The sequence below is a fragment of the Synechococcus sp. H55.9 genome, from assembly GCF_047462355.1.
In the GTDB taxonomy this organism is placed as follows: domain Bacteria; phylum Cyanobacteriota; class Cyanobacteriia; order Thermostichales; family Thermostichaceae; genus Thermostichus.
Map to the genome: position 1 here is coordinate 19,011 of NZ_JANSJB010000014.1, position 19,102 is coordinate 38,112.

The window sequence follows — 19,102 nt, forward strand, 5'->3', positions numbered from 1 at the left end:
AAGAGGCGAGCTCTTCGCACCTCTATGCCCACGGCCACTTTGTTGGTGTCTTGCCCCGATCAAAAAGGGCTGGTAGCCAAGCTCTCCAATTTTATCTACAGCTACGACGGCAACATCCTGCATGCCGACCACCACACGGATCCCGAGGCAGGGCTGTTCCTAAGCCGCATCGAGTGGGACTTAGAGGGCTTCCAACTGGAGCGGGCGGAAATTGTCCCCGCCTTCTCGGGCATTGCCCGTGGGATCCAGGCCAACTGGGAACTGCATTTTTCCGACACGCGCCGTCGCCTTGCCGTGTGGGCCAGCAAGCAGCCCCACTGTCTGTTGGATCTCATCTGGCGGCAGAGGGCTGGGGAACTGCCGGCGGAGATCCCTTTGATCATCAGCAACCACCCCGACTTGGAGCCGCTGGCCCGCTCCTTCGGCATCGACTACCATCACATCCCGATTTCTCCAGAGAGCAAAGCAGAGACAGAAACCCGCCAGCTTGCCTTGCTGCAGGAGTATCGCATCGACCTGGTGGTGTTGGCCAAGTACATGCAGGTGCTGAGCGGGTGGCTGCTCCGCCAGGCGCCGCCGGTGATCAACATTCACCATTCCACCCTGCCCGCCTTTGCCGGCGCCAACCCCTACCAGCGCGCCCACCAACGGGGCGTCAAGATCATCGGCGCAACTGCCCACTACGCCACCGAAGATCTGGATGAGGGGCCGATCATCGAGCAGGATGTGGTGCGGGTCAGCCACCGCGATACCGTTGCCGACCTGATCCGCAAAGGCCGCGACATGGAACGCCTAGTCCTGGCTCGGGCCGTGCGCTATCACCTGGAAAATCGCGTGCTGGTCTACCACAACAAAACGGTGGTGTTTGCTTGATGAGCAAAAAACTGGGCTTATAAGCGCTCCGCGCCGCTGCCCTCACCCCCGGCCCCTCTCCCAGAGGGAGTACTCCCTCACCCCCGGCCCCTCTCCCAGAGGGAGCGCTCCCTCACCCCCGGCCCCTCTCCCAGAGGGAGAGGGGAGTTAGGGATAGGGCTCCGCGCGGCCAGCGCGTTCGTGACAGCGTTACGTGGCAATAACGTTTCATTGCTATTTGATGATGACTAAGTAAGCAGAACTTTGCGGCTTGGCTATAGGGAACTGTCTAGGGGCGCATTGACAACCCCTTTACGAGCCTGTCCATGGGCTGCGTAAGGATCCCCCGACTTAAGTGGTGGGAGTGGCAACGACCCTACGGGTAGAGTCCCGCCGAAGCAGCTAAGCAGTCTGTTGTCCGCCTACAATGGCCCGGCAGCGAATGTAGGGACCGCCTGCATCCACCTTGGCCGGCTGCCCCTTGCCGCAATGGCCAGATCCCAGGTCCCAGAGAAAATCCCGCGAGACGGCATCCACCGATTGCAACACTTCAAAGGCATTGCCCGTGATGGTGACCCCTCGCAGCAGCTCCGCCAGCTTGCCGTTGCGAATGCGGTAGGCCCGCTCCACGCCAAACATAAACTCGCCGGTGGAGTCGGCTTGCCCGTTTCTGGCCCCATCCAGGAAGTAGCCGTCGGGAGTGCTGGCGATGATCTCCTCCAAAGTCTGGGATCCCGGCTCGAGGTAGGTGTTGCGCATGCGGATGAGGGGCTCATCGGCATATTCCCAGGCGCGGGCGTTGCCGGTAGGCTCGACGCCGAAGTGGGCAGCCGTTTCGCGGTTGTGCAGGTAGCTCACCAAAATGCCGTTTTGGATGATGGTGGTGGTTTGGGTGGGAACGCCTTCGTCGTCCACCGGCAGCGTCCCCCCTGCCCCCGGCATAAATTCGGAGCGGCCTGAATCCTTGAGCGTAACCAGTTCGCTGGCCACCCGCTGGCCCAGCTTGCCGGCAGCCACCGAGCCGGCCAAGACAAAATCCGCCTCGACGGTGTGGCCAATAGCCTCGTGCACCAGCAGACCCACGATGGAAGGAGACAAAATGACTGTGGCCCATCCTCCCTCGGCGTAGCCTGCGGAGAGGAGATCGACCGCAGTAGCAGCTGCCTTTTCCGCCATCTGCAAGGGATCCGAGCGGAACAGACAGTCCCACCCCCCCGTTACCCCGATGGACTCGGCGCCGCTGCTCAGTTGGCCATCGGCCTCGGCCACCGCTTGTACCCGCAATTCGGGGCGCACCAGGCGAAAGGCCACATCCGCCCCATCGGTGGTGACAATGGCTTTTTCCTCGTAGATCTCGTTGTAGGTGCAACTGGCGGAGCTAATACGAGCGGAAGACTTCTGGGCTTGGGCTTCCGTTTCCAAAACCAACTGGATCTTCGCCTCTAGAGGCTTGTTGAGCACCTCTCCCACGCCGGGCTCGCAAAACTCCCCTTGGGCCAACCGCACGCTGGGCAAAGCCTGCAACTTGTGTTTGCGGTAGTCGGCGCTGGCGCGGGCAGCCTGCTGCGCCTCGGCAATGGCCTCTCGAATGGCAGCCGGCGAGGGATCTCCGGTGGCGGCAAAGCCCCAGGTGCCGGCCTCTAGCACCCGCACCCCCACGCCGGAACGGCGGCGAACCGCGGTGCGCTCAAGGCGGCCTTTCTCGGCGGTGACACTGCGAAACACCTTGCTGTGGTAGCGCAGTTCCACAAAGCCAGAGCAATCTCGAAGGATGTCGCGCAGAAGGTCTCGCATGGCAACAGGGGGATAGATGCGGTGCTCAATTCAGCATAGCCTCATTGTGGGCTTAATCGGGGTCGAACCTTGGCCTGACGGGAAGGGATCCCAAAGGAGAGGATGGAGAACGACGCACAATGAGAAAAGCCAAGGAGCCGACCGTTGCAGGTGAAAAGATATGGGGTGAGTTTCAGCGACAAGTGGGTGGCTGCAAGCCGGCAGAACCAAAGCTGTCTCTGGCTGGGCTTGGATCCCAATCCAGAGCTGTTACCTGCCCACCTCAGGCCAAAGGGAGAGCCCGATTCCAACCTGGTTGCCTCTGCAACACCGCAAATGATGGCCGCCTTGCTGGACTGGCTGGGCTGGGTGATCGAGCAGACGCAGGATCACGTGTGCGCCTACAAGCCGACGCTGGGGTTTTATTTGGCCCTGGGATCTGGCGGCCTGGAGTTGCTGGAAGCGGTGCTGCGCCGAGTGCCCACAGGGATCCCGGTCATTCTCGATGCCAAGTACGCCGATTTGAACAGCGCCTCTGTTCTGGCTCGGCAGGCTTTTGAAGTTTGGAATGTGGATGCCCTCACCCTCAATCCTTATGCAGGCCAGGATCTGGTGGCTCCGTTTTTGCTCTATCCTCACAAAGCTGTGTTTCTGCTCTGCCGTACCAGCAATCCGGGGGCCAACGCCATCCAGGACTACCCTGCCGAAGCCATCGCCGGGCAGCAGGAAGGAATAGAGAGCGTGGAACCCCTTCACCTAAATCTGGTGAAACAGTGCCGCCATTGGGGCACACCCGAACAGGTAGCGCTGGAAGTGGGATCCGCGCATCCCTCAGTGATGGGTCGCATCCGCGCCGCTGCTCCCGAACGGCTGATCTTGGCCCGCAGCCTCTGGGGAGAGGGCGTGGACTGGCAGGCTTGTCTGCAGGCGGGGTTGAACGCCCATGGAGAGGGCCTGTTGCTGCCGGTACCCCAGGACTGGTTGGCTCGCCAGGATTTGAAAGAGGCTGTAAGCCAGTTGCGAGAAACCGTGGAAACAGCTCGCTCTCAGAAGGGACAGTCGGGATCTGGGTCGGCTTGCACCTTGTGGGTGCCGGATGTCTGTCTGTTGCAGCCCAATCCTCATACGGATTTGATCCTAGAGCTGTACGACATCGGCTGTATTCTATTTGGAGATTATGTCCAGGCTTCTGGGCAAACTTTGCCCTATTACATTGATCTGCGTACCATTATTTCCAAGCCGCAAATCTTCCATCGCGTTCTCAAGGCTTACGCAGAGATTTTAGAAACCCTTTCCTTCGAGCGGATTGCCGGGATCCCCTATGGATCTCTGCCGACGGCAACCGGATTATCCTTGCGCTTAAATAAGCCGATGATCTATCCCCGCAAAGAGGTAAAAGCCCACGGAACTCGCCGGCAAATCGAGGGATCCTACCAACCGGGGGAAACGGTGGTTGTAGTGGATGACGTTTTGATTACAGGGCGCAGCGCCATGGAAGGAGCCGAGAAACTGCGCTCGGCAGGGCTAAAGGTGGAAGACATTGTGGTGCTGATCGATCACGAGCAGGGGGCGCGAGAGCGTTTGCAAGAGCAGGGGTACCGCGGCCATGCCGTTCTCACCCTCTCGGAAATCAAAACCACTCTTTTCCGCGCCGGCCGCATTGACGAAGCCCAGTTTAATCGTCTCTCCCAGCTCTCACCCCCAGCCCCTCTCCCTGAGGGAGAGGGGAGTTAGAGCGGCGCGAAAGCTACAACGACATGGTTCGGTTACGGAAAGCCGGTAGGGCTGCCATGCCGACCCCAAACCCGATGGCCAGACGCAGCTAGAGAACCAAGTTAACCAGCTTTTTCGGCACCACCACCACTTTTTTGGGCGTCGCCCCTTCCAGATACTTTTGCGCCGCCTCAGACTGAAGGGCCAAGCGTTCCTGCTCCTCTGGCGTCACGTCCGCCGGTGCCTCAAATGAGCCGCGCAATTTGCCGTTCACCTGAATCACAATGGTTACCGTGTCGGCCACCAGAGCCGCCGGATCATGGCTGGGCCAAGATTGACGATGGACTGAGTCCTGGCCGCCCAGCGCCTGCCACAACTCCTCGGCAATGTGGGGGGCAAAGGGGGCCAAGAGCAACACCAGGGTGCGCATCCCCTCCGCATAGACCGGCGAATCCGGGATCCCGGCCTCGGCCAGGGCGTTGCTCAGCTTCATCAGCTCGGCGATGGCGGTGTTGAGCTGGTATTCCTCCAGATCCTCACTGACTGCCTGGATGGCCGTGTGGACGGCGCGGCGCAGATCTTTTTCGGCCTTGGTCAGGGATCCCGCCTCGACCTGGGCCTGCAGCAGCTCGGCGGCTTTGCCCCGCAAGGACTCCGTCCCGCTATCGCGAACGACAAACTCGTACACTTGCCGCCAGACGCGGTTGAGAAAGCGAAACTGGCCTTCCACATCGGCATCGTCCCACTCCAGATCTTTCTCGGGGGGCGCCTTGAAGAGGATAAACATGCGGGCTGTGTCCGCTCCGTAGTGGGCCAGCACTTCCTCCGGATCCACGCCGTTGCCTTTGGATTTGGACATGGTGGCGTAGATAACTTGCAGGGGCTCGCCGGTCTCTGGATCTGTGGGGTTGTTGGGATCCTTGACCAGAGCCGCCGGGATCCAGCGATCCTTGCCGGACTTGTTGGGGTTGTAGTAGGTGCGCCCCTGCACCATCCCCTGGGTGAGCAGACGCAAGAACGGCTCGTCAAAATTCAGCAGCCCCTGATCTCGCAGCACCTTGGTGAAAAAGCGGGAATAGAGCAGGTGCAAGATGGCGTGCTCGATACCGCCCACGTACTGATCTACCGGCAGCCAGGCGTTGACCAGGTCTCTGCGGAAGATCTCGCGGTCGTTGCGGGGATCGCTGAAGCGCAGGAAATACCAGGACGAGCAGATGAAGGTGTCCATGGTGTCGGTCTCGCGGCGGGCATCGGCGCCACAGGTGGGGCATTTTACCTTCACCCAGTCCTCCAAGTGGGCCAAGGGAGAGCCACCTCGTCCGCTCAGCTCCACATCCTCCGGCAACAGCACCGGCAGATCCTCCTCCGGCACCGGCACAATCCCGCAGTGGGGGCAATGAATTACGGGGATGGGGCAGCCCCAGTAGCGCTGCCGCGAGATGAGCCAATCCCGCAGGCGGTAGTTCACCTGCCGTTCCCCCAAGCCCTGACTCTCTAACCAGGCGATGGCTCTTTCTACGCTCTGCCCTGGGCCTTTGCCCACCGGGATCCCGTCCAAGGGGCCGGAGTTGATCATCACCCCTTCCCCTGTCCAGGCCGACTGCAGATCTGCAGCCGTCTCCCCTGCCTCGCCGGGCGGCTGCACCACCTGCTTGATGGGCAGGCCAAACTTGCGGGCAAACTCGAAGTCCCGCTGGTCGTGGGCGGGCACGGCCATGATGGCCCCCGTACCGTAGCCCATCAGCACATAGTCGGCAATCCAGATGGGGATCCGCTCTTGGTTGACGGGGTTGATGGCGTAGGATCCCGTCCAGACGCCCGTTTTTTCCCGGTCTTCGGCGCTGCGCTCGATCTCGCTGCGGGCGGCAGCCTCGGCCTGGTAAGCCTTGACGACGGGCTGTTGCTCAGGGGTGGTGAGCTTGTCCACCAAGGGGTGCTCCGGCGACATGACCATGAAGGTGGCCCCCCAGAGGGTATCGGGCCGCGTGGTGAACACCGGCAGCTCCTCCCCTGTCTCCGCTTTGAAGACAACCCTAGCCCCCACCGACCGGCCGATCCAGTTCTCCTGCATAATGCGCACCCGCTCCGGCCAGCCGGAGAGCTGTTCTAGGTCGGCCAGCAGTTGGTCAGCATAGGCGGTGATTTTGAAAAACCACTGCTTGAGCAGGCGCTTTTCCACCAGAGCGCCGGATCGCCAGGAGCGCCCCTCCGCATCCACCTGCTCGTTGGCCAGCACCGTCTGATCCACGGGATCCCAGTTCACCGCCGCCTCTTTTTGGTAGGCCAGGCCCGCCTTCAAAAATTGCAGGAAGATCCACTGCGTCCATTTGTAGTAGTCTGGCGAACAACTGGCTATCTCCCGCTCCCAGTCGTAGGAAAGCCCCAGCCGTTGCAGTTGATCCCGCATCTGGGCGATGTTCTGGTAGGTCCACTTGGCCGGCGGGATCCCCCGGTCGATGGCGGCATTCTCCGCCGGCAGACCAAAGGCATCCCAGCCCATCGGGTGCAGCACCGCGTACCCTTGCATGCGCTTGTGGCGGGCAATCACATCGGTGATGGTGTAGTTGCGGACATGCCCCATGTGCAGGTTGCCGCTGGGGTAGGGGAACATCGACAAAGCATAAAACTTGCGGATCCCGTCCTTCAACTCTGGGGTGCGATCCAGCCCCATTTCACGCCAGTGGGCCTGCCACTTGCTCTCGATGGCCCGGGGATTGTAGCGCGCGTCCACGGTTTGATGCTCCTGGGGAAAAAGCGCTCACCCTTTACATGCTACGCAAGTTTTAAAATCAGTAGGTTTCTTCGTGCCACCTATCTGCTTTCTTCAGCTCCTTCTGGAACTTGCTCCAATCCTGACCGGCTTGTTCGGCCAAGGGCCCCATGACGTTGTTGATCCCGTCTTCCATCCCCTTGAGGCCGCAGATGTAGGTGTAGGTGTTGGGCTTTTGCAGCATCTCCCACAGCTCAGCGCCGTACTCCGCCATGCGGTTTTGCACGTACATCTTTTTGCCGTCGGGGGTTTGCTGTTCGCGGCTGATGGCGTAATCGACGCGGAAGCGATCCCCGTACTGGGCTTTCCAGGCCTCTAGATCCCCGTGGTAGAGCAAGGTGGAAGTGGTAGGTACCCCAAAAAACAGCCAGATCCTGCCCTGATAGTTGGGATCCTCCTCAAACAGATGCTTGATGAAGGCGCGAAAAGGGGCGATGCCGGTGCCGGTGGCGATCAAAATCAGGTTGGCGTTCTCATCTTCGGGCAGTAGGAAGGTTTTCCCCGAGGGCCCGGTGATCATCACCTCGTCGCCGGGTTTGAGATCGGTGAGGAAGCCGGAGCAGACCCCCACCCCCGGCTGGCCCGTCTCTTTATCCACGTATTCGGCCCGCTTCACGCTCAACGAAACGGTGCGCCCCTCGCCATCATCGCCGTAGCGGGTGGACGCAATGGAGTAGAGGCGGGGCTTGTGGGGCTTGCCTTTGGCATCTTCGCCAGGGGGGATAATGCCAACGCTTTGCCCTTCTAGGTAGCGGTAGTTGGGATCCGGCAAGCTGAGCACGATGTGCTTGGTCAGCCCGGGCGCCCCCTCGCCGACAATGGAGTAGGTCTCCACACATTGTCCGATCAGAGGCGCGTTGGGACGATACAGATTGACGACAACCTCTCGCTTTTCTGCGCTGGCAACCATAACTGCGATCTGCTCCTGGCACTGGAGAGAAAATGGATAGCAAACACCATAGCAGCCCGGCTGGCCAAATGGAACTTGCCAGCAGAGAAGCCGGCAGCCCTTTCGAGCTGATGCCGAGAGCGACACCCCCAAAAAACTGCTCCCAGCCGAGCTCAGCGGCCAAGAATATGCATTTTTTGTTAAATTGTTCCTTAAGGTGCTGATATCTCTGGCCTGCAAGCGGGTTGTGAGGTAGTGGCTCTGTTGTGGTATCATGCAGAGCCGTAACAGTTGGTAACTTTCCTAGCAGCTTTTTCTCAGTTTTGCCCTGCCCGTCCCCAAGGAGTTCCCATGGCAAGCAGTCCTGATCGTATTGTGATGATTGGTGTCGCCGGAGATTCTGGCTGTGGCAAATCCACGTTTTTACGTCGGCTGGGGGATCTGTTTGGCCGGGATCTGATCACCACCATTTGTCTGGACGACTATCACTCCTTGGATCGCTACCAGCGCAAAGAGAAGGGCATCACGGCACTGGATCCCCGCGCCAACAACTTCGACCTGATGTACGAGCAGGCCAAGGCGCTCAAGAATGGCCAAAGCGTGATGAAGCCGATTTACAACCACGAGACCGGCCTCATCGACCCGCCGGAGCGGGTGGATCCCAACCGCATCATCGTCCTGGAAGGGCTGCATCCCATGTACGACGAGCGGGTGCGCGAGCTGCTGGACTTCAAGGTGTACTTGGATTTGGCGCCGGAGATCAAGATTGCCTGGAAGGTGAAGCGGGACATGGCCGAGCGGGGCCACACTTACGAAGATGTGTTGCGCTCGATCGAGGCTCGCCGTCCCGATTTTGAGGCTTATGTCGATGTGCAGAAGCAGTATGCCGATGCCGTCATCGAGGTTCTGCCCACCCAGTTGCTGCCAGAGCTGGATCCGGAGCACAAGGTGTTGCGGGTACGGCTGATTCAGCGGGAAGGGGTCAAGTACTTCAACCCTGTTTACCTCTTCGATGAAGGCTCCACCATCGATTGGATCCCTTGCGGCAAAAAGCTGACCTGTTCCTATCCTGGGATCCGCCTCCACTACGGCCCTTCCACCTACTTCGATCACCCGGTTTCGATTTTGGAGATCGACGGCACCTTTGAAAAACTGGAGGAAGTCGTCTACATCGAGAACCACTTGAGCAACCTGTCCACCCGCTACTACGGCGAGCTGACGGAACTGTTGCGCAAGCACCCAGAATATCCGGGATCCCGCAATGGCTCTGGCCTGATTCAGGTTATCGTGGGCCTAAAGCTGCGCGCCCTTTACGAGCAAATCCAGGCCGAAGCCAAAGAGTTGGCGGTGGCTTCCTAACCTTTGCCCGCCCAAGCGGCTCAAGAGGGATTGCCGGTAGGGTGTTGCTGCAGGTAGGCTGACCCGGTGGGAGTCAGCGTCAAGGTTTGGGTCTATGCAGGGATTCCAGTTGGAGATCTTTCCAGAGGGATCCGTCCTCATTCAGCGGGCCATCGAGGTTTGGCAAAGCCGGGCAGCGGCTGCCATCCGGGAGCGGGGACGTTTTACCGTGGTCCTGGCGGGGGGAAGCACCCCCAAGCAGTTGTATGCTGCTCTCGCCCAAACCCAAGGGATCCCTTGGCAACAAACCTGGCTGTTCTGGGGAGATGAGCGCTACGTCCCCCCGGAGCATCCCGAGAGCAACTACCGCATGGTGCAAGAAACCCTGCTGAAGTGGATCGGGATCCCGGCCGATCAGGTGTTTCCCATGCCCACCCAAGCGGGGGATCCGCTTCGCGATGCTGCCGACTATGAGGCGACCCTGCGGCGGCTTTTCGGCGCGGAGTGCCCTTCTCTCGACCTGATCTGGCTGGGGGTAGGGGAGGACGGCCACACAGCCTCTTTATTTCCCGACACCGCCGCCCTGCAGGTGCAACACCGCTGGGTAACAGTGGGGCAGAAAGGGCCGGAGCCGCGTCTAACCTTGACCTACCCTGTCCTCAATCGGGCAGCCCAGGTGGTGTTCTTGGTAACCGGAGCGAACAAAGCTGCCATTGTGAAAGAGGCGCTGACCACCGAGGCCCACCTACCCTGCCAGCGCGTCAACCCCAACGGACGGCTGCTCTGGTTGCTGGATGCGGCGGCGGCAGCTCAACTGCCCCTGCCAGCCGTCGCGCTGCTCAGGTGACGTACCCCCGCCCTCATGCTGATGCATAGAGGGCAAGCTGCTCGTTTCAACAGGGAGCGATTGTGGGAACCCCACCGCGTCCAGATTCCGGCAACGCCGTTTTGTGCAACCACCTCGGTTCCAGCACAGAAACTCCCGGCCCTTGCTGCCGCGGCCGTCCTGCCGACAGAGGGCGGGTTGGCTAAACGCGATTAAGCCACTCCTCAAGCGCTTCCCTCACCCCCAGCCCCTCACCCCCGGCCCCTCTCCCAGAGGGAGAGGGGAGTTGAAAACCGGCGGGGCAGGGATCCCTCAGGGGGTGCCGGGCAAATTCTTCAGTACTGGGATGACCAGCTCTTGGACGGGCAGGGCCACAGGCTGAGCGGAGTCGCTGCTCAGAGAACTGGATGGCACCGCAGGGGAAGAGCTTGGGAGCTCGCCAATGGGCCGCAGTTGCCAGCGGATGATCTGATCGCCGCGGTAAAAAGTAACCAACAACTGATCCCCCTGCGACTGGATTTGCCAAGTGCCATCGCCGCTATTGACCGAAATATGGCCGCCGGAAAACGGTGCATCCAAAACCGGCCCCGATTGGGTCCAGATACGTCCTCCACCCGTTTCCAAGACCAATTGCACCGTTGCCCCCTGCCCCTGGCCACTCAAAATTTGGCCGGTTCCGCTCCAAACCCGGGTTTCTGTCTGGGCCACAGCGGGCTGCCCAAGCTGCAAAACCACGAGCAACAGCCCTGCCCAGCTCCGGTGGCTTCGCCGTCCCCCTCTCCCATCAGAGAGGAAGAAAGAAGAGCGAGAGAAAAAAGCCATTGCACCCACGTTGATACCACACGTCGCGATAAGTCTAAAACAGACAAAAAATGAAGCAGTCCTTTACACAGTCTTTTTCGCAGTCTGCCGGCAGCACTCAGGATCCCTCCTTTGGCTCTGAGCTGAGCCTGCTGCCAGCATCCTCTCTCGGCTTGATCCCAATCTAGCAACCCCCATCCCCCCAGACAGGATGTAACCTGAGGCTCTGGCTGCGGGGATCCCCAGCAACTGTTTCGCCAATGCGCAGAGGTGGGTCTGCAGGTATTTTCTAGGCGATCCTTCCCACTATTTATTACTACTGAAGCTTGAGAGACTATTTGAGAGCAAGGAAACGCTCCAGAGCTGCCACCATCGCCGGTGGCCAACGGCGGACAGATCTCACCCATTCCAGGTCGGCGTAGCGGGGATCCAGCCCTTGCACGGCTACCCAGTGACTTTCGGCTTCTCCCTGGCGACCCTGCACCCAGAGAATGGCACTGAGAGCGGCCCGCATATCTGGAAACCTCGGGTACTTGCGCACCAAAGCCCGCATCAAGCGCAGCGCAGCCTCTGTTTCGCCCATCTGGTAGAGGCTGAGGGCATAGTTGGCCTGGGCAAAAGCGTAATCGGGAGCCAGCTCCGTGGCGCGGCGGTAGTCGGCCAAAGCCTGCTGCCAGTTGCCCAGCCCCGCTTCAGCATTGCCGCGGTTGTTGTAGGCCGCCGCATCGTTGGGATCCAACTGCAACACCCGTTCGTAATCCGCAATCGCCTCCTGCCACCGCCCCAATCCCTCCAAAGCAGCCCCTCGATTCAGATAGGGATCCGGCGCCTCAGGAGCCAAACGAATGGCCTCAGCGTAGTCCTCCAGAGCTGCCTGGAATTGGTGCTGGCCAACACGAGCATTGCCCCGATTGCTCCACAAGGCCGGATTGTGCGGCTGGATCTGCAACAGTTGAGTCCACAAGGCTTCCGCCTGGGCAAGATCCCCCCGCCCGGTAGCAGCAAAAGCCTCCTCAAACAGCCGATCGATCTCGGGATCTATCTTGGCGTTTGCCGCCGTAACTGGGGGCCAGATAGGGATCCCTAGCCAAAGCAGCAACCCCAGCAAGAGGGCAGAGAGTAGGTTGGGTACAGGAACGAACTTCATGGCTTCAACAGTTCCCTTGGGTGGGGCGTCCCCGTCCCAAGCCGTCACCGCAAGGGGTCTGACATCAACGCGCCCTGGAGGACTCGAACCCCCGACATCCGGTTTTGGAGACCGACGTTCTACCAACTGAACTAAGGACGCATTGGCAGGGACACACCCGCTTACTCAGTGTAGCAGGTACGACCCAAACCTCAGAGGGGCTGTTCCCGATTATCCATATTCTCTGTCTTGGCCTTGATGCGAGTGGCTTTGCCCACCCGATCCCGCAAGTAGAACAGCTTGGCCCGGCGCACTTTACCCCGCCGCAGCACCTGGATCGACTCAATGCGCGGGGAATGAATGAGAAAAACTCGCTCCACGCCGATCCCCTGGAAAACCTTGCGTACCGTAATGGTGCGGTTGATGCCGGAGTGGCGCATGGCAATGACCGTGCCCTCAAAAGCCTGCACCCGCTCCTTGCCCCCCTCTTGAATGCGAACTCCCACCCGTACCTGATCGCCAACCCGGATCTCAGGCAGATCCCTTTTCAGGTGCGCCGCCTCGATGGAGCGGATGATCTCTTCAGCGTTGATGCGAACGTTCATGGCCTTCCCGCGCTACCGGCAGTTAACTATGGTAGCAATCGTTCCTGTTTTCTGTACAGAGCTGGCCGAGGGATGCGGGAAACCGTGTTTACGCCCCCCGCCTTTTTCCAATAGTCTAGACAAAGACAAAGCTTTTTTAAGAATGGGAGATTTTCTGTGATCCTGCACACGGACAAGACTGAGACGGGATCCCTGTCTTCTCCCAAGCCTGTAGATCAGCCCCTGCCACAGAGCAGCCGCAAGCGATTTCCCTTTGGCTGGATGCTTTTGGGCCTGCTGTTGGCTGGCTTAGGGGGCAGCGGTCTCCTGATCCAGCGTCAGCTTCAGCAGCAGCGGGCAGAACGGCTGGAACGATTAACGGTACCGGTTCAGGTGGTGGATCTCACCCAACGTCTGCGGGTAAGCGGCCAGGTGCAGCCGATCCGACAGGTGAATGTTAGCCCCCGCGAGTCGGGTCGCCTGGCAGAACTGTTGGTGGATCAGGGGGATGAAGTGGTGGCAGGGCAGTTGTTGGCCCGGATGGACTACGGGGATCTGGCCAGCGGCATTCGGCAAGCGCAGGCCCGCATCCAAGAGCTGCAAGCCCGTCTAGCGGAGCAACAGGCCGGCGAGCGCCCCCCAGTGATCGCGGCGGCCCAGGCTAGGGTGGATGCAGCCCGGTCGCAGGTGGGTCTGGCCCAAAAAGAGCTGGAGCGCATTCAGGCCCTGGCACAGGCGGGGGCAGTAGCCCGCAGCGAGCTGGATCAACGTCTGGCCCGCCTGGAACAGGCGCAGGCGGATTTGCGGGCGGCCCAACAGGAGCTGCAGCGATTGCAACTGGGGAGCCGCCCGGAAACCCTGCAGCAAATTCAAGCTCAGATTGCTCAGGCGCAAGCCGAGCTGGCCCAACGGCAATCCCGGCTGGCCGAGGCCGAAGTCCGTGCCCCCTTTTCCGGTGTGGTGGTGCAGCGCTTTGCCGAAGTGGGATCCTTTGTAGCCCCGACAACCGCCGCTTCCGATGCCACTGCCGCTTCTTCCAGCTCGATTTTGGCGCTGGCCCAGGGAATTGAGGTGCGAGCAGAAGTGCCGGAAGCCCAAATTGCCCAAGTGCGGCTGGACCAGCCGGTGGAGATCCGGTCTCTGGCCTATCCCGACCGCGTGGTACAGGGTCGGGTGAAGCGAATTGCCCCCGCTACGGTGGTGGTGCGGGAGGTAACGGTCTTTCGGGTCTTCGTCGAGCCGGAGCCCGGAGCCGACTTTTTGCGCACCGGCATGAATGTTTCGGTGGATTTCATCGGGGATCCCCAGCCGCAGGCTTTGACGGTGCCCTCGGTGGCCATCCTGCGCGAGGAAGGCCAGGAAGGCGTGATCCTACTGGATCCGCGAACCCGGCGACCTGTCTATCGCCGCGTGGAAACGGGCATCACCCAGGGTGGCGTTACCCAGATCCGCTCCGGTCTGCAGGCAGGGGATCGAGTCTTTACGGCCCTGCCGCCAGGAGTGAGCATAGGAACCCTGATCAAGGAAGTGGAGCAACAGCCATGAGCCTGGCAACTGCGGCCAAAATGGCCTGGCAAATGGTGCGACGGCATCGCTTGCGCACCGGGCTGAGCATGCTGGGGATCCTCATCGGCAACGCCGCCGTGGTGGCCATTGCCGGGTTTGGCCATGCTGCCCAGGAGCTGGCAGTGGATCAGTTTCGCTCTTTGGGCACCAATTTGCTCATTGTCTTTTCTTCCAGCTTGGGCCTGGCGGATGCGAGCAACACCCGCCCCATTACCCTCGAAGATCTGCGGGCGATTGTTGCGGAAGTGCCTGCCGTATCGGCAGCCGTCCCCAGCCTTGGAACCAACGTGCGGGCCGTGCGGGGCGGGGTGGATCGCCGCTATGAAGCCACCGGCACCTGGCCGGAGTATTTGTCGGTGCTCAATTTGGAGATCGAGCAGGGCCGCTTCCTCTTGCCGGCGGATATCGAGGAACAGCGACCGGTGGTGGTGCTGGGGAGCGAGGCCGCTGGCCAGTTGTTCGGCCTGGATCCTGCTGCTGCCATCGGGGAGACCGTCCTGTTGAACAACTTGCCCTTCGAGGTCATCGGCACCTTGCGCTCCAAGCCGACGGTGTTTGGCAACAGCGATGCCGGGCTGTTTTTGCCGGTGGATGTGGTGGCCAACCGCTTTGTCGGGCGGCGATCCCCTTATGGCCTGGAGCTGACAGCCATTTTTGTCTCCGCCCGCTCCGAAGCCGATCTGCCGGCTGCCGAGTTCCAGATCCGCAACCTGCTGCGGCAGCGGCACCAACTGGTGGGAGAAGACGACTTCATCATCCGCAACCAGAAGGTGCTCCTGGATGGCTCGGCCAGGATTTTGACGTTGCTGCGGGTGCTGCTGACGGGTACGGCGGCTCTCTCCCTGCTGGTGGGCGGGGTGGGGATCATGAATGTGATGCTGATCTCGGTGGCAGAACGCACCCCGGAGATCGGGCTGCGCAAGGCGATCGGAGCCGATAGCCGGCAGATCTTACAACAGTTTGCCGCCGAGGCGATCTTCATTGCCGTGACCGGGGGGGTGCTCGGGATCCTCTTCAGCAGCGGGGTTTTGGTGATTGTGCAGGTATTCACCCCCTTGGCCACCCGGATCGATCTGGTGGCGGTGGCGGTTTCCTTCACGCTTTCGACGGGGATTGGGCTGGTCTTCGGCATTTTCCCGGCCCGCAAAGCGGCGCAACTGGATCCCATCGAGGCCCTACGGGCTTAGAGCTCGTAGCCAAACAGACGGGGATCCGCCGGCTGTAAGTCCAGATCCGCCAGGCCGTATTCGGCCCAACGGCGATCCACTAGGCGGGCCACTTGCGGATCCGGGGCAAGGGGAGCCCGCCAGGGAGCATCGGTTTCCGGGGGGATCTTGGTGGTGGCATCGATCCCCATCTTGCCCCCCAGACCCCGTTTTTCGGTGGCAAAGTCCAGGGCGTCGAAGGGATTGTCCGGCAAAATAAACACATCCCGCTGCGGGTCTACTCGGGAACACAGGCACCAGAGCACCTGCCGTGGATCCCGCACGTTGATATCTTTGTCCACCACAATAACGAACTTGGTGTAGCTGAACTGGGGCAGGGCGCTCCAAAAAGCCAAGGCCGCCCGCCGCGCTTGGCCGGGATAGGCTTTGTCGATGGACAAGATGGCCGCCTTGTAGCCCAGGGCCTCCATGGGCAAAAAGAAATCCACGATCTCCGGCACCTGCTGCCTGAGGATGGGGGTATAGATGCGGTTGAGGGCCAGCGCCATCAGGTCGTTTTCTTTGGGGGGCTTGCCGCTGAAGGTGGTGAGGTAGAGGGGATCGCGGCGGTGGCTGAGGCAGTGGAAGCGGATGAGAGGAGCCTGCTCGTTGCGGGGGCCGTAGTAGCCGATGTGATCCCCGGCGGGGCCGTCGGGGGCCACCTCCCCAGGGGTGATGGTGCCCTCCAAGACGATCTCGGCCTGGGCCGGCACCTCCAGATCCACCGTCTTACAGCGGGCCAGGTGTAACCCTTCGCCGCTGTAGAGGCCGGCAAACAGCCACTCCGAGAGATCCACCGGCAGGGGCGTGGCCGCTGCCAGGATCACGGCGGGATCCACCCCGATGGCCACTGCCACTTCCAACTTCCGCCCCAGGGCCGCCGCCTTGCGCAGATGCCGGGTGGCCCCCCGCACCGACAGCCATTGCACCGTCATGGTGTTGCGGCTTTGCAGTTGCAGGCGGTACACCCCCACATTGGGGATCCCATTTTCCGGGTCTTTGGTAACCATCAGGCCCAACGTCAGCACCCGCCCGGCATCGCCGGGATAGACCCGCAGCAGGGGCAATTGGGTGAGATCCACCTCCTCTCCCCGCAGCACCACCTGCTGACAGGGGGGGAGCAGATCCCGGCTGGGCCTAGCCTTGAAGACGCTGAACAGCGCCTGCCCCAGCTCCACCGCCTGGGCAAAACTTTTTGGCGGGCGCGGCTGGTAGAGCAAGGCCAATTTTTTCCCCAGCTCCTCCAGCTCCCGCGGCTCCTCCATCCCCAAGGCCCAGCAGATGCGCTCCAGCGTGCCCAAAACGTTGATCAGCAGCGGCATCGCGGATCCCTTCACCCGTTCAAACAGCAGCGCCGGCCCCCCACAAGCCAAAAGGCGATCGGCGATCTCGGCAATTTCTAAGTCGGGATCCACTTCGGCTGAAACGCGGCGAAGCTGGCCACGGGACTCCAGCAGGGCAACGAAACGGCGCAGATCTCTGGGCATGAAGGGAGTACTCGCAGGGTGAGGGTCTCGCTAACTTAACTTATTTGATTTATTTGTCGCGGCTGAGGGCTAGGCCGCTCATGAAAGGCTTTTGCAGGGCAATAAACACCACCAGCGGCGGAATGCTGGCGATGATCGCCCCCAGCATCATGGGGCCATAGGAGGCGGAGCTATCCAAGTTCAGCAAGGATTGCAGCCCCACCTGCACCACCTGCCGCTCCCGGCCTTGCACGATCAAGCGGGGCCACAGGTACATATTCCAAGCGTAGACGAAGTGAATCACCGCCTGCGCCCCGATGGCATTCCAGCTCAGGGGGATCAGCACTTGGGTGAGAAACTGCAAGGGGTTTGCCCCGTCCAGTTGGGCCGCCTCCGCCAACTCGCGGGGGATGTTGGAAAAATGTTGGCGAAACAAAAACGTGGCCGTGGCGCTGGCCAGAAAAGGCACGATCAAGGCGTAGTAGGTGGATCCCCAGCCCAAGTTGGTGACCAGCCGCAGCAGGGCGATGATCAAGATTTCTGTGGGCATCATCAAGGTCATGAGCACAAAGCCGAAGGCCAGCCCTTTGCCCGGAAAGCGAAAGTAGACGAAGGCCAGCCCCGCCAGCAGGGACAAAACCGTCTTGCCCACCGTGATGGCCGCGGCCATGATGGCGCTGTTGACCATGTAGTGGCCCAAGTGGCGCGCCACCATCACCTGCTGCCAGTTGAAGGCCAACGAAGAGCCAAAGGTCAATTGGTAGCGGAACACCTCGGCGTTGTTTTGGGTGCTCACGATCAGGGCATACAACACCGGAAACCCCAACGCCAAACAGGCCAGCACCAGGCCCAAATGCACGTACCAACGCTCCGGGATCCAGCGCCCCCAGGGCAGGGGAGAGGGCTTCTGGGATAAGGGTATGGGCTGGGCTAAGGGCGATTGCGGATCCTGCAACAGTTGAGCCATGGCACCTCCAAACGGCGAACACCGACGAGCAGACGGGCTTTGGGGTTTCTCTTCTGCTGGTTCTGTTGTGAGGATAATCCGCCAGAGTTAAGGGCAACCTAAGGAAGGCAGGTCTGGCTCCATTTTCGGGTGCTTTTACCGGCAAGAGGAAACGGGTAGAGTAGAACAGCAGTGTCTGGATAACTAAGGAGAGGATCCCATGACCCGAGGCTTTGGTCCCTTCGGCAAAATCCAAGAAGCGCTCAAGAAGGCCCAAGAGGTGCGGGATGGCGCTCAAAGGCTGCAAAAAGAGCTGGAAGAGATGGAGATCGTCGGCGAAGCCGGCAATGGGCTGGTGAAAGTGACGGTGAACGGCAACCAAGAACCCCTCAAGGTGTCTTTGGATCCCGAGGTTCTCAAAGAATCCGCGGATGTGGTAGAGGACTTGCTCTTGACGGCGATGGTGAACGCCTACACCCAGTCTGCCGAGACGATGCGCAAACGCATGGAGGAGCTGACCGGAAACATCAATCTGCCGGGGCTGGGGTTGGGCTGAGCCGCTCTTTTCTATGTACACTCGCCCTTTGGCTCGCCTGATCGAGGAGCTGCAGCGGCTGCCCGGCATTGGCTCCAAAACGGCTCAGCGCCTGGCCCTGCATCTGATCAACCGGCCTGCCGGCGAGATCGAGGCCCTGGCCCAGGCCCTGTTGGAGGCCAAGCAAACCGTCAAGCATTGCTCCATCTGCTTCAACTGGTCGGCGGAAGATCCCTGTGAGATCTGCCGTTCGCCGCAGCGAGACCGCTCGCTGTGGTGCGTGGTGGCCGATGTCAAGGATCTCATCGCCATGGAACGCACCCGCGAGTTCAAGGGGCTTTACCACGTTTTGGGGGGCCTGATCTCCCCCATGAACGGGATCGGGGCGGATCAACTGCACATCCGCGAGCTGGTGGCCCGGGTGGCGCAGGAAAAGCCGCAGGAGCTGATCTTCGCCATCAGCCCCAGCGTGGAGGGAGAGGTGACCATGCATGTGGTCAAGGATTACCTGAAGCCGATTGCCCCCACCTTGCGCATGACCCGCCTGGCCTTCGGCCTACCCATGGGATCCGAGCTGGAGTATGCCGACGAGGTCACCCTGGCCCGTGCCCTAGAAGCCCGGCAGGAATTGTAAACCGCGCCACCAGGGGTTGAGAAAACAACCTAAGCAGTGGAGCCAGCAAAACGGCAGTCGGGTTCAGAAGTTGTCATT

At 60.8% G+C, this 19,102-nt stretch carries 16 protein-coding genes and 1 tRNA gene; 8 read left to right on the forward strand and 9 right to left on the reverse strand.

What is annotated here, in order from left to right:
* Positions 1-24: 24 nt before the first annotated feature.
* A complete protein-coding gene (gene purU / locus NW857_RS03580; protein ID WP_414367959.1) occupies positions 25-873 on the forward strand; it encodes a formyltetrahydrofolate deformylase in 849 nt (282 codons plus the stop codon).
* A gap of 381 nt (positions 874-1,254) precedes the next feature.
* Here purU and NW857_RS03585 read toward each other — a convergent pair whose 3' ends face one another.
* Entirely contained in the window at positions 1,255-2,646 is a 1,392-nt protein-coding gene (locus tag NW857_RS03585) for a TldD/PmbA family protein (RefSeq protein WP_414332844.1), read from the reverse strand.
* Positions 2,647-2,796: 150 nt separating this feature from the next.
* Between NW857_RS03585 and NW857_RS03590 the strand changes: the two genes are divergently transcribed.
* Positions 2,797-4,359 (forward strand): bifunctional orotidine-5'-phosphate decarboxylase/orotate phosphoribosyltransferase, encoded by a 1,563-nt coding sequence (locus tag NW857_RS03590; RefSeq protein ID WP_414332882.1) that lies wholly within the window; start codon positions 2,797-2,799, stop codon positions 4,357-4,359.
* An 88-nt stretch (positions 4,360-4,447) separates the two neighbouring features.
* On the opposite strand, the gene leuS is transcribed toward NW857_RS03590, so the two are convergent.
* Together leuS and NW857_RS03600 are read right to left on the reverse strand one after the other, a co-directional pair.
* Entirely contained in the window at positions 4,448-7,069 is a 2,622-nt protein-coding gene (gene leuS, locus NW857_RS03595; protein WP_414336472.1) for a leucine--tRNA ligase, read from the reverse strand.
* 58 nt (positions 7,070-7,127) lie between these two features.
* Positions 7,128-8,018: a ferredoxin--NADP(+) reductase gene (locus NW857_RS03600; RefSeq protein WP_414332840.1), complete on the reverse strand. Its 891-nt coding sequence runs from the start codon at positions 8,016-8,018 to the stop codon at positions 7,128-7,130.
* A gap of 330 nt (positions 8,019-8,348) precedes the next feature.
* Between NW857_RS03600 and NW857_RS03605 the strand changes: the two genes are divergently transcribed.
* Entirely contained in the window at positions 8,349-9,356 is a 1,008-nt protein-coding gene (locus NW857_RS03605) for a phosphoribulokinase (protein ID WP_414332839.1), read from the forward strand.
* 94 nt (positions 9,357-9,450) lie between these two features.
* Positions 9,451-10,182, forward strand: a complete 732-nt coding sequence (gene pgl / locus NW857_RS03610; RefSeq protein ID WP_414332837.1) for a 6-phosphogluconolactonase — start codon at positions 9,451-9,453, stop codon at positions 10,180-10,182.
* Positions 10,183-10,473: 291 nt separating this feature from the next.
* On the opposite strand, the gene NW857_RS03615 is transcribed toward pgl, so the two are convergent.
* The 4 genes from NW857_RS03615 to rplS all read right to left on the reverse strand — a co-directional run bounded on the left by NW857_RS03615 (position 10,474) and on the right by rplS (position 12,693).
* Positions 10,474-10,869, reverse strand: coding sequence for a hypothetical protein (locus NW857_RS03615; protein WP_414332835.1), 396 nt, complete (start codon positions 10,867-10,869; stop codon positions 10,474-10,476).
* 427 nt (positions 10,870-11,296) lie between these two features.
* A complete protein-coding gene (locus NW857_RS03620; protein ID WP_414332834.1) occupies positions 11,297-12,109 on the reverse strand; it encodes a tetratricopeptide repeat protein in 813 nt (270 codons plus the stop codon).
* A 68-nt stretch (positions 12,110-12,177) separates the two neighbouring features.
* Positions 12,178-12,250 (reverse strand) — tRNA-Trp (locus NW857_RS03625).
* Positions 12,251-12,300: 50 nt separating this feature from the next.
* The gene (gene rplS, locus NW857_RS03630; RefSeq protein WP_414332833.1) at positions 12,301-12,693 is read right to left on the reverse strand and encodes a 50S ribosomal protein L19; all 393 of its coding nucleotides are present in this window, start codon (positions 12,691-12,693) and stop codon (positions 12,301-12,303) included.
* Positions 12,694-12,849: 156 nt separating this feature from the next.
* On the opposite strand from rplS, the gene NW857_RS03635 reads away from it, so the two are divergent.
* Together NW857_RS03635 and NW857_RS03640 are read left to right on the forward strand one after the other, a co-directional pair.
* A complete protein-coding gene (locus tag NW857_RS03635) occupies positions 12,850-14,217 on the forward strand; it encodes an efflux RND transporter periplasmic adaptor subunit (RefSeq protein WP_414367961.1) in 1,368 nt (455 codons plus the stop codon).
* Positions 14,214-15,425, forward strand: coding sequence for an ABC transporter permease (locus NW857_RS03640; protein ID WP_414332830.1), 1,212 nt, complete (start codon positions 14,214-14,216; stop codon positions 15,423-15,425). Before NW857_RS03635 ends, NW857_RS03640 begins: the two co-directional genes overlap by 4 nt.
* Here the strand turns inward: NW857_RS03640 and NW857_RS03645 are convergent.
* Together NW857_RS03645 and NW857_RS03650 are read right to left on the reverse strand one after the other, a co-directional pair.
* The gene (locus tag NW857_RS03645; protein WP_414332828.1) at positions 15,422-16,930 is read right to left on the reverse strand and encodes a UbiD family decarboxylase; all 1,509 of its coding nucleotides are present in this window, start codon (positions 16,928-16,930) and stop codon (positions 15,422-15,424) included. The two genes, NW857_RS03640 and NW857_RS03645, sit on opposite strands and share 4 nt — an antisense overlap.
* A 49-nt stretch (positions 16,931-16,979) precedes the next feature.
* Positions 16,980-17,876, reverse strand: a complete 897-nt coding sequence (locus NW857_RS03650; protein WP_414332827.1) for a carbohydrate ABC transporter permease — start codon at positions 17,874-17,876, stop codon at positions 16,980-16,982.
* 199 nt (positions 17,877-18,075) lie between these two features.
* Here NW857_RS03650 and NW857_RS03655 point away from each other — a divergent pair, with 199 nt between their 5' ends.
* Both NW857_RS03655 and recR read left to right on the forward strand, forming a co-directional pair.
* Entirely contained in the window at positions 18,076-18,411 is a 336-nt protein-coding gene (locus NW857_RS03655) for a YbaB/EbfC family nucleoid-associated protein (protein ID WP_414332825.1), read from the forward strand.
* Positions 18,412-18,424: 13 nt separating this feature from the next.
* Positions 18,425-19,024: a recombination mediator RecR gene (recR, locus tag NW857_RS03660; protein WP_414332824.1), complete on the forward strand. Its 600-nt coding sequence runs from the start codon at positions 18,425-18,427 to the stop codon at positions 19,022-19,024.
* The last annotated feature ends 78 nt before the right edge of the window (positions 19,025-19,102 follow it).

Coding starts and splice junctions, on each gene's coding strand:
- purU (WP_414367959.1), top strand. CDS start 25: ATGCCCACGGCCACTTTGTTGGTGTCTTGCCCCGATCAAAAAGGGCTG.
- NW857_RS03585 (WP_414332844.1), bottom strand. CDS start 2,646: ATGCGAGACCTTCTGCGCGACATCCTTCGAGATTGCTCTGGCTTTGTG.
- NW857_RS03600 (WP_414332840.1), bottom strand. CDS start 8,018: ATGGTTGCCAGCGCAGAAAAGCGAGAGGTTGTCGTCAATCTGTATCGT.
- NW857_RS03605 (WP_414332839.1), top strand. CDS start 8,349: ATGGCAAGCAGTCCTGATCGTATTGTGATGATTGGTGTCGCCGGAGAT.
- pgl (WP_414332837.1), top strand. CDS start 9,451: ATGCAGGGATTCCAGTTGGAGATCTTTCCAGAGGGATCCGTCCTCATT.
- NW857_RS03620 (WP_414332834.1), bottom strand. CDS start 12,109: ATGAAGTTCGTTCCTGTACCCAACCTACTCTCTGCCCTCTTGCTGGGG.
- rplS (WP_414332833.1), bottom strand. CDS start 12,693: ATGAACGTTCGCATCAACGCTGAAGAGATCATCCGCTCCATCGAGGCG.
- NW857_RS03640 (WP_414332830.1), top strand. CDS start 14,214: ATGAGCCTGGCAACTGCGGCCAAAATGGCCTGGCAAATGGTGCGACGG.
- NW857_RS03645 (WP_414332828.1), bottom strand. CDS start 16,930: ATGCCCAGAGATCTGCGCCGTTTCGTTGCCCTGCTGGAGTCCCGTGGC.
- NW857_RS03650 (WP_414332827.1), bottom strand. CDS start 17,876: ATGGCTCAACTGTTGCAGGATCCGCAATCGCCCTTAGCCCAGCCCATA.
- NW857_RS03655 (WP_414332825.1), top strand. CDS start 18,076: ATGACCCGAGGCTTTGGTCCCTTCGGCAAAATCCAAGAAGCGCTCAAG.
- recR (WP_414332824.1), top strand. CDS start 18,425: ATGTACACTCGCCCTTTGGCTCGCCTGATCGAGGAGCTGCAGCGGCTG.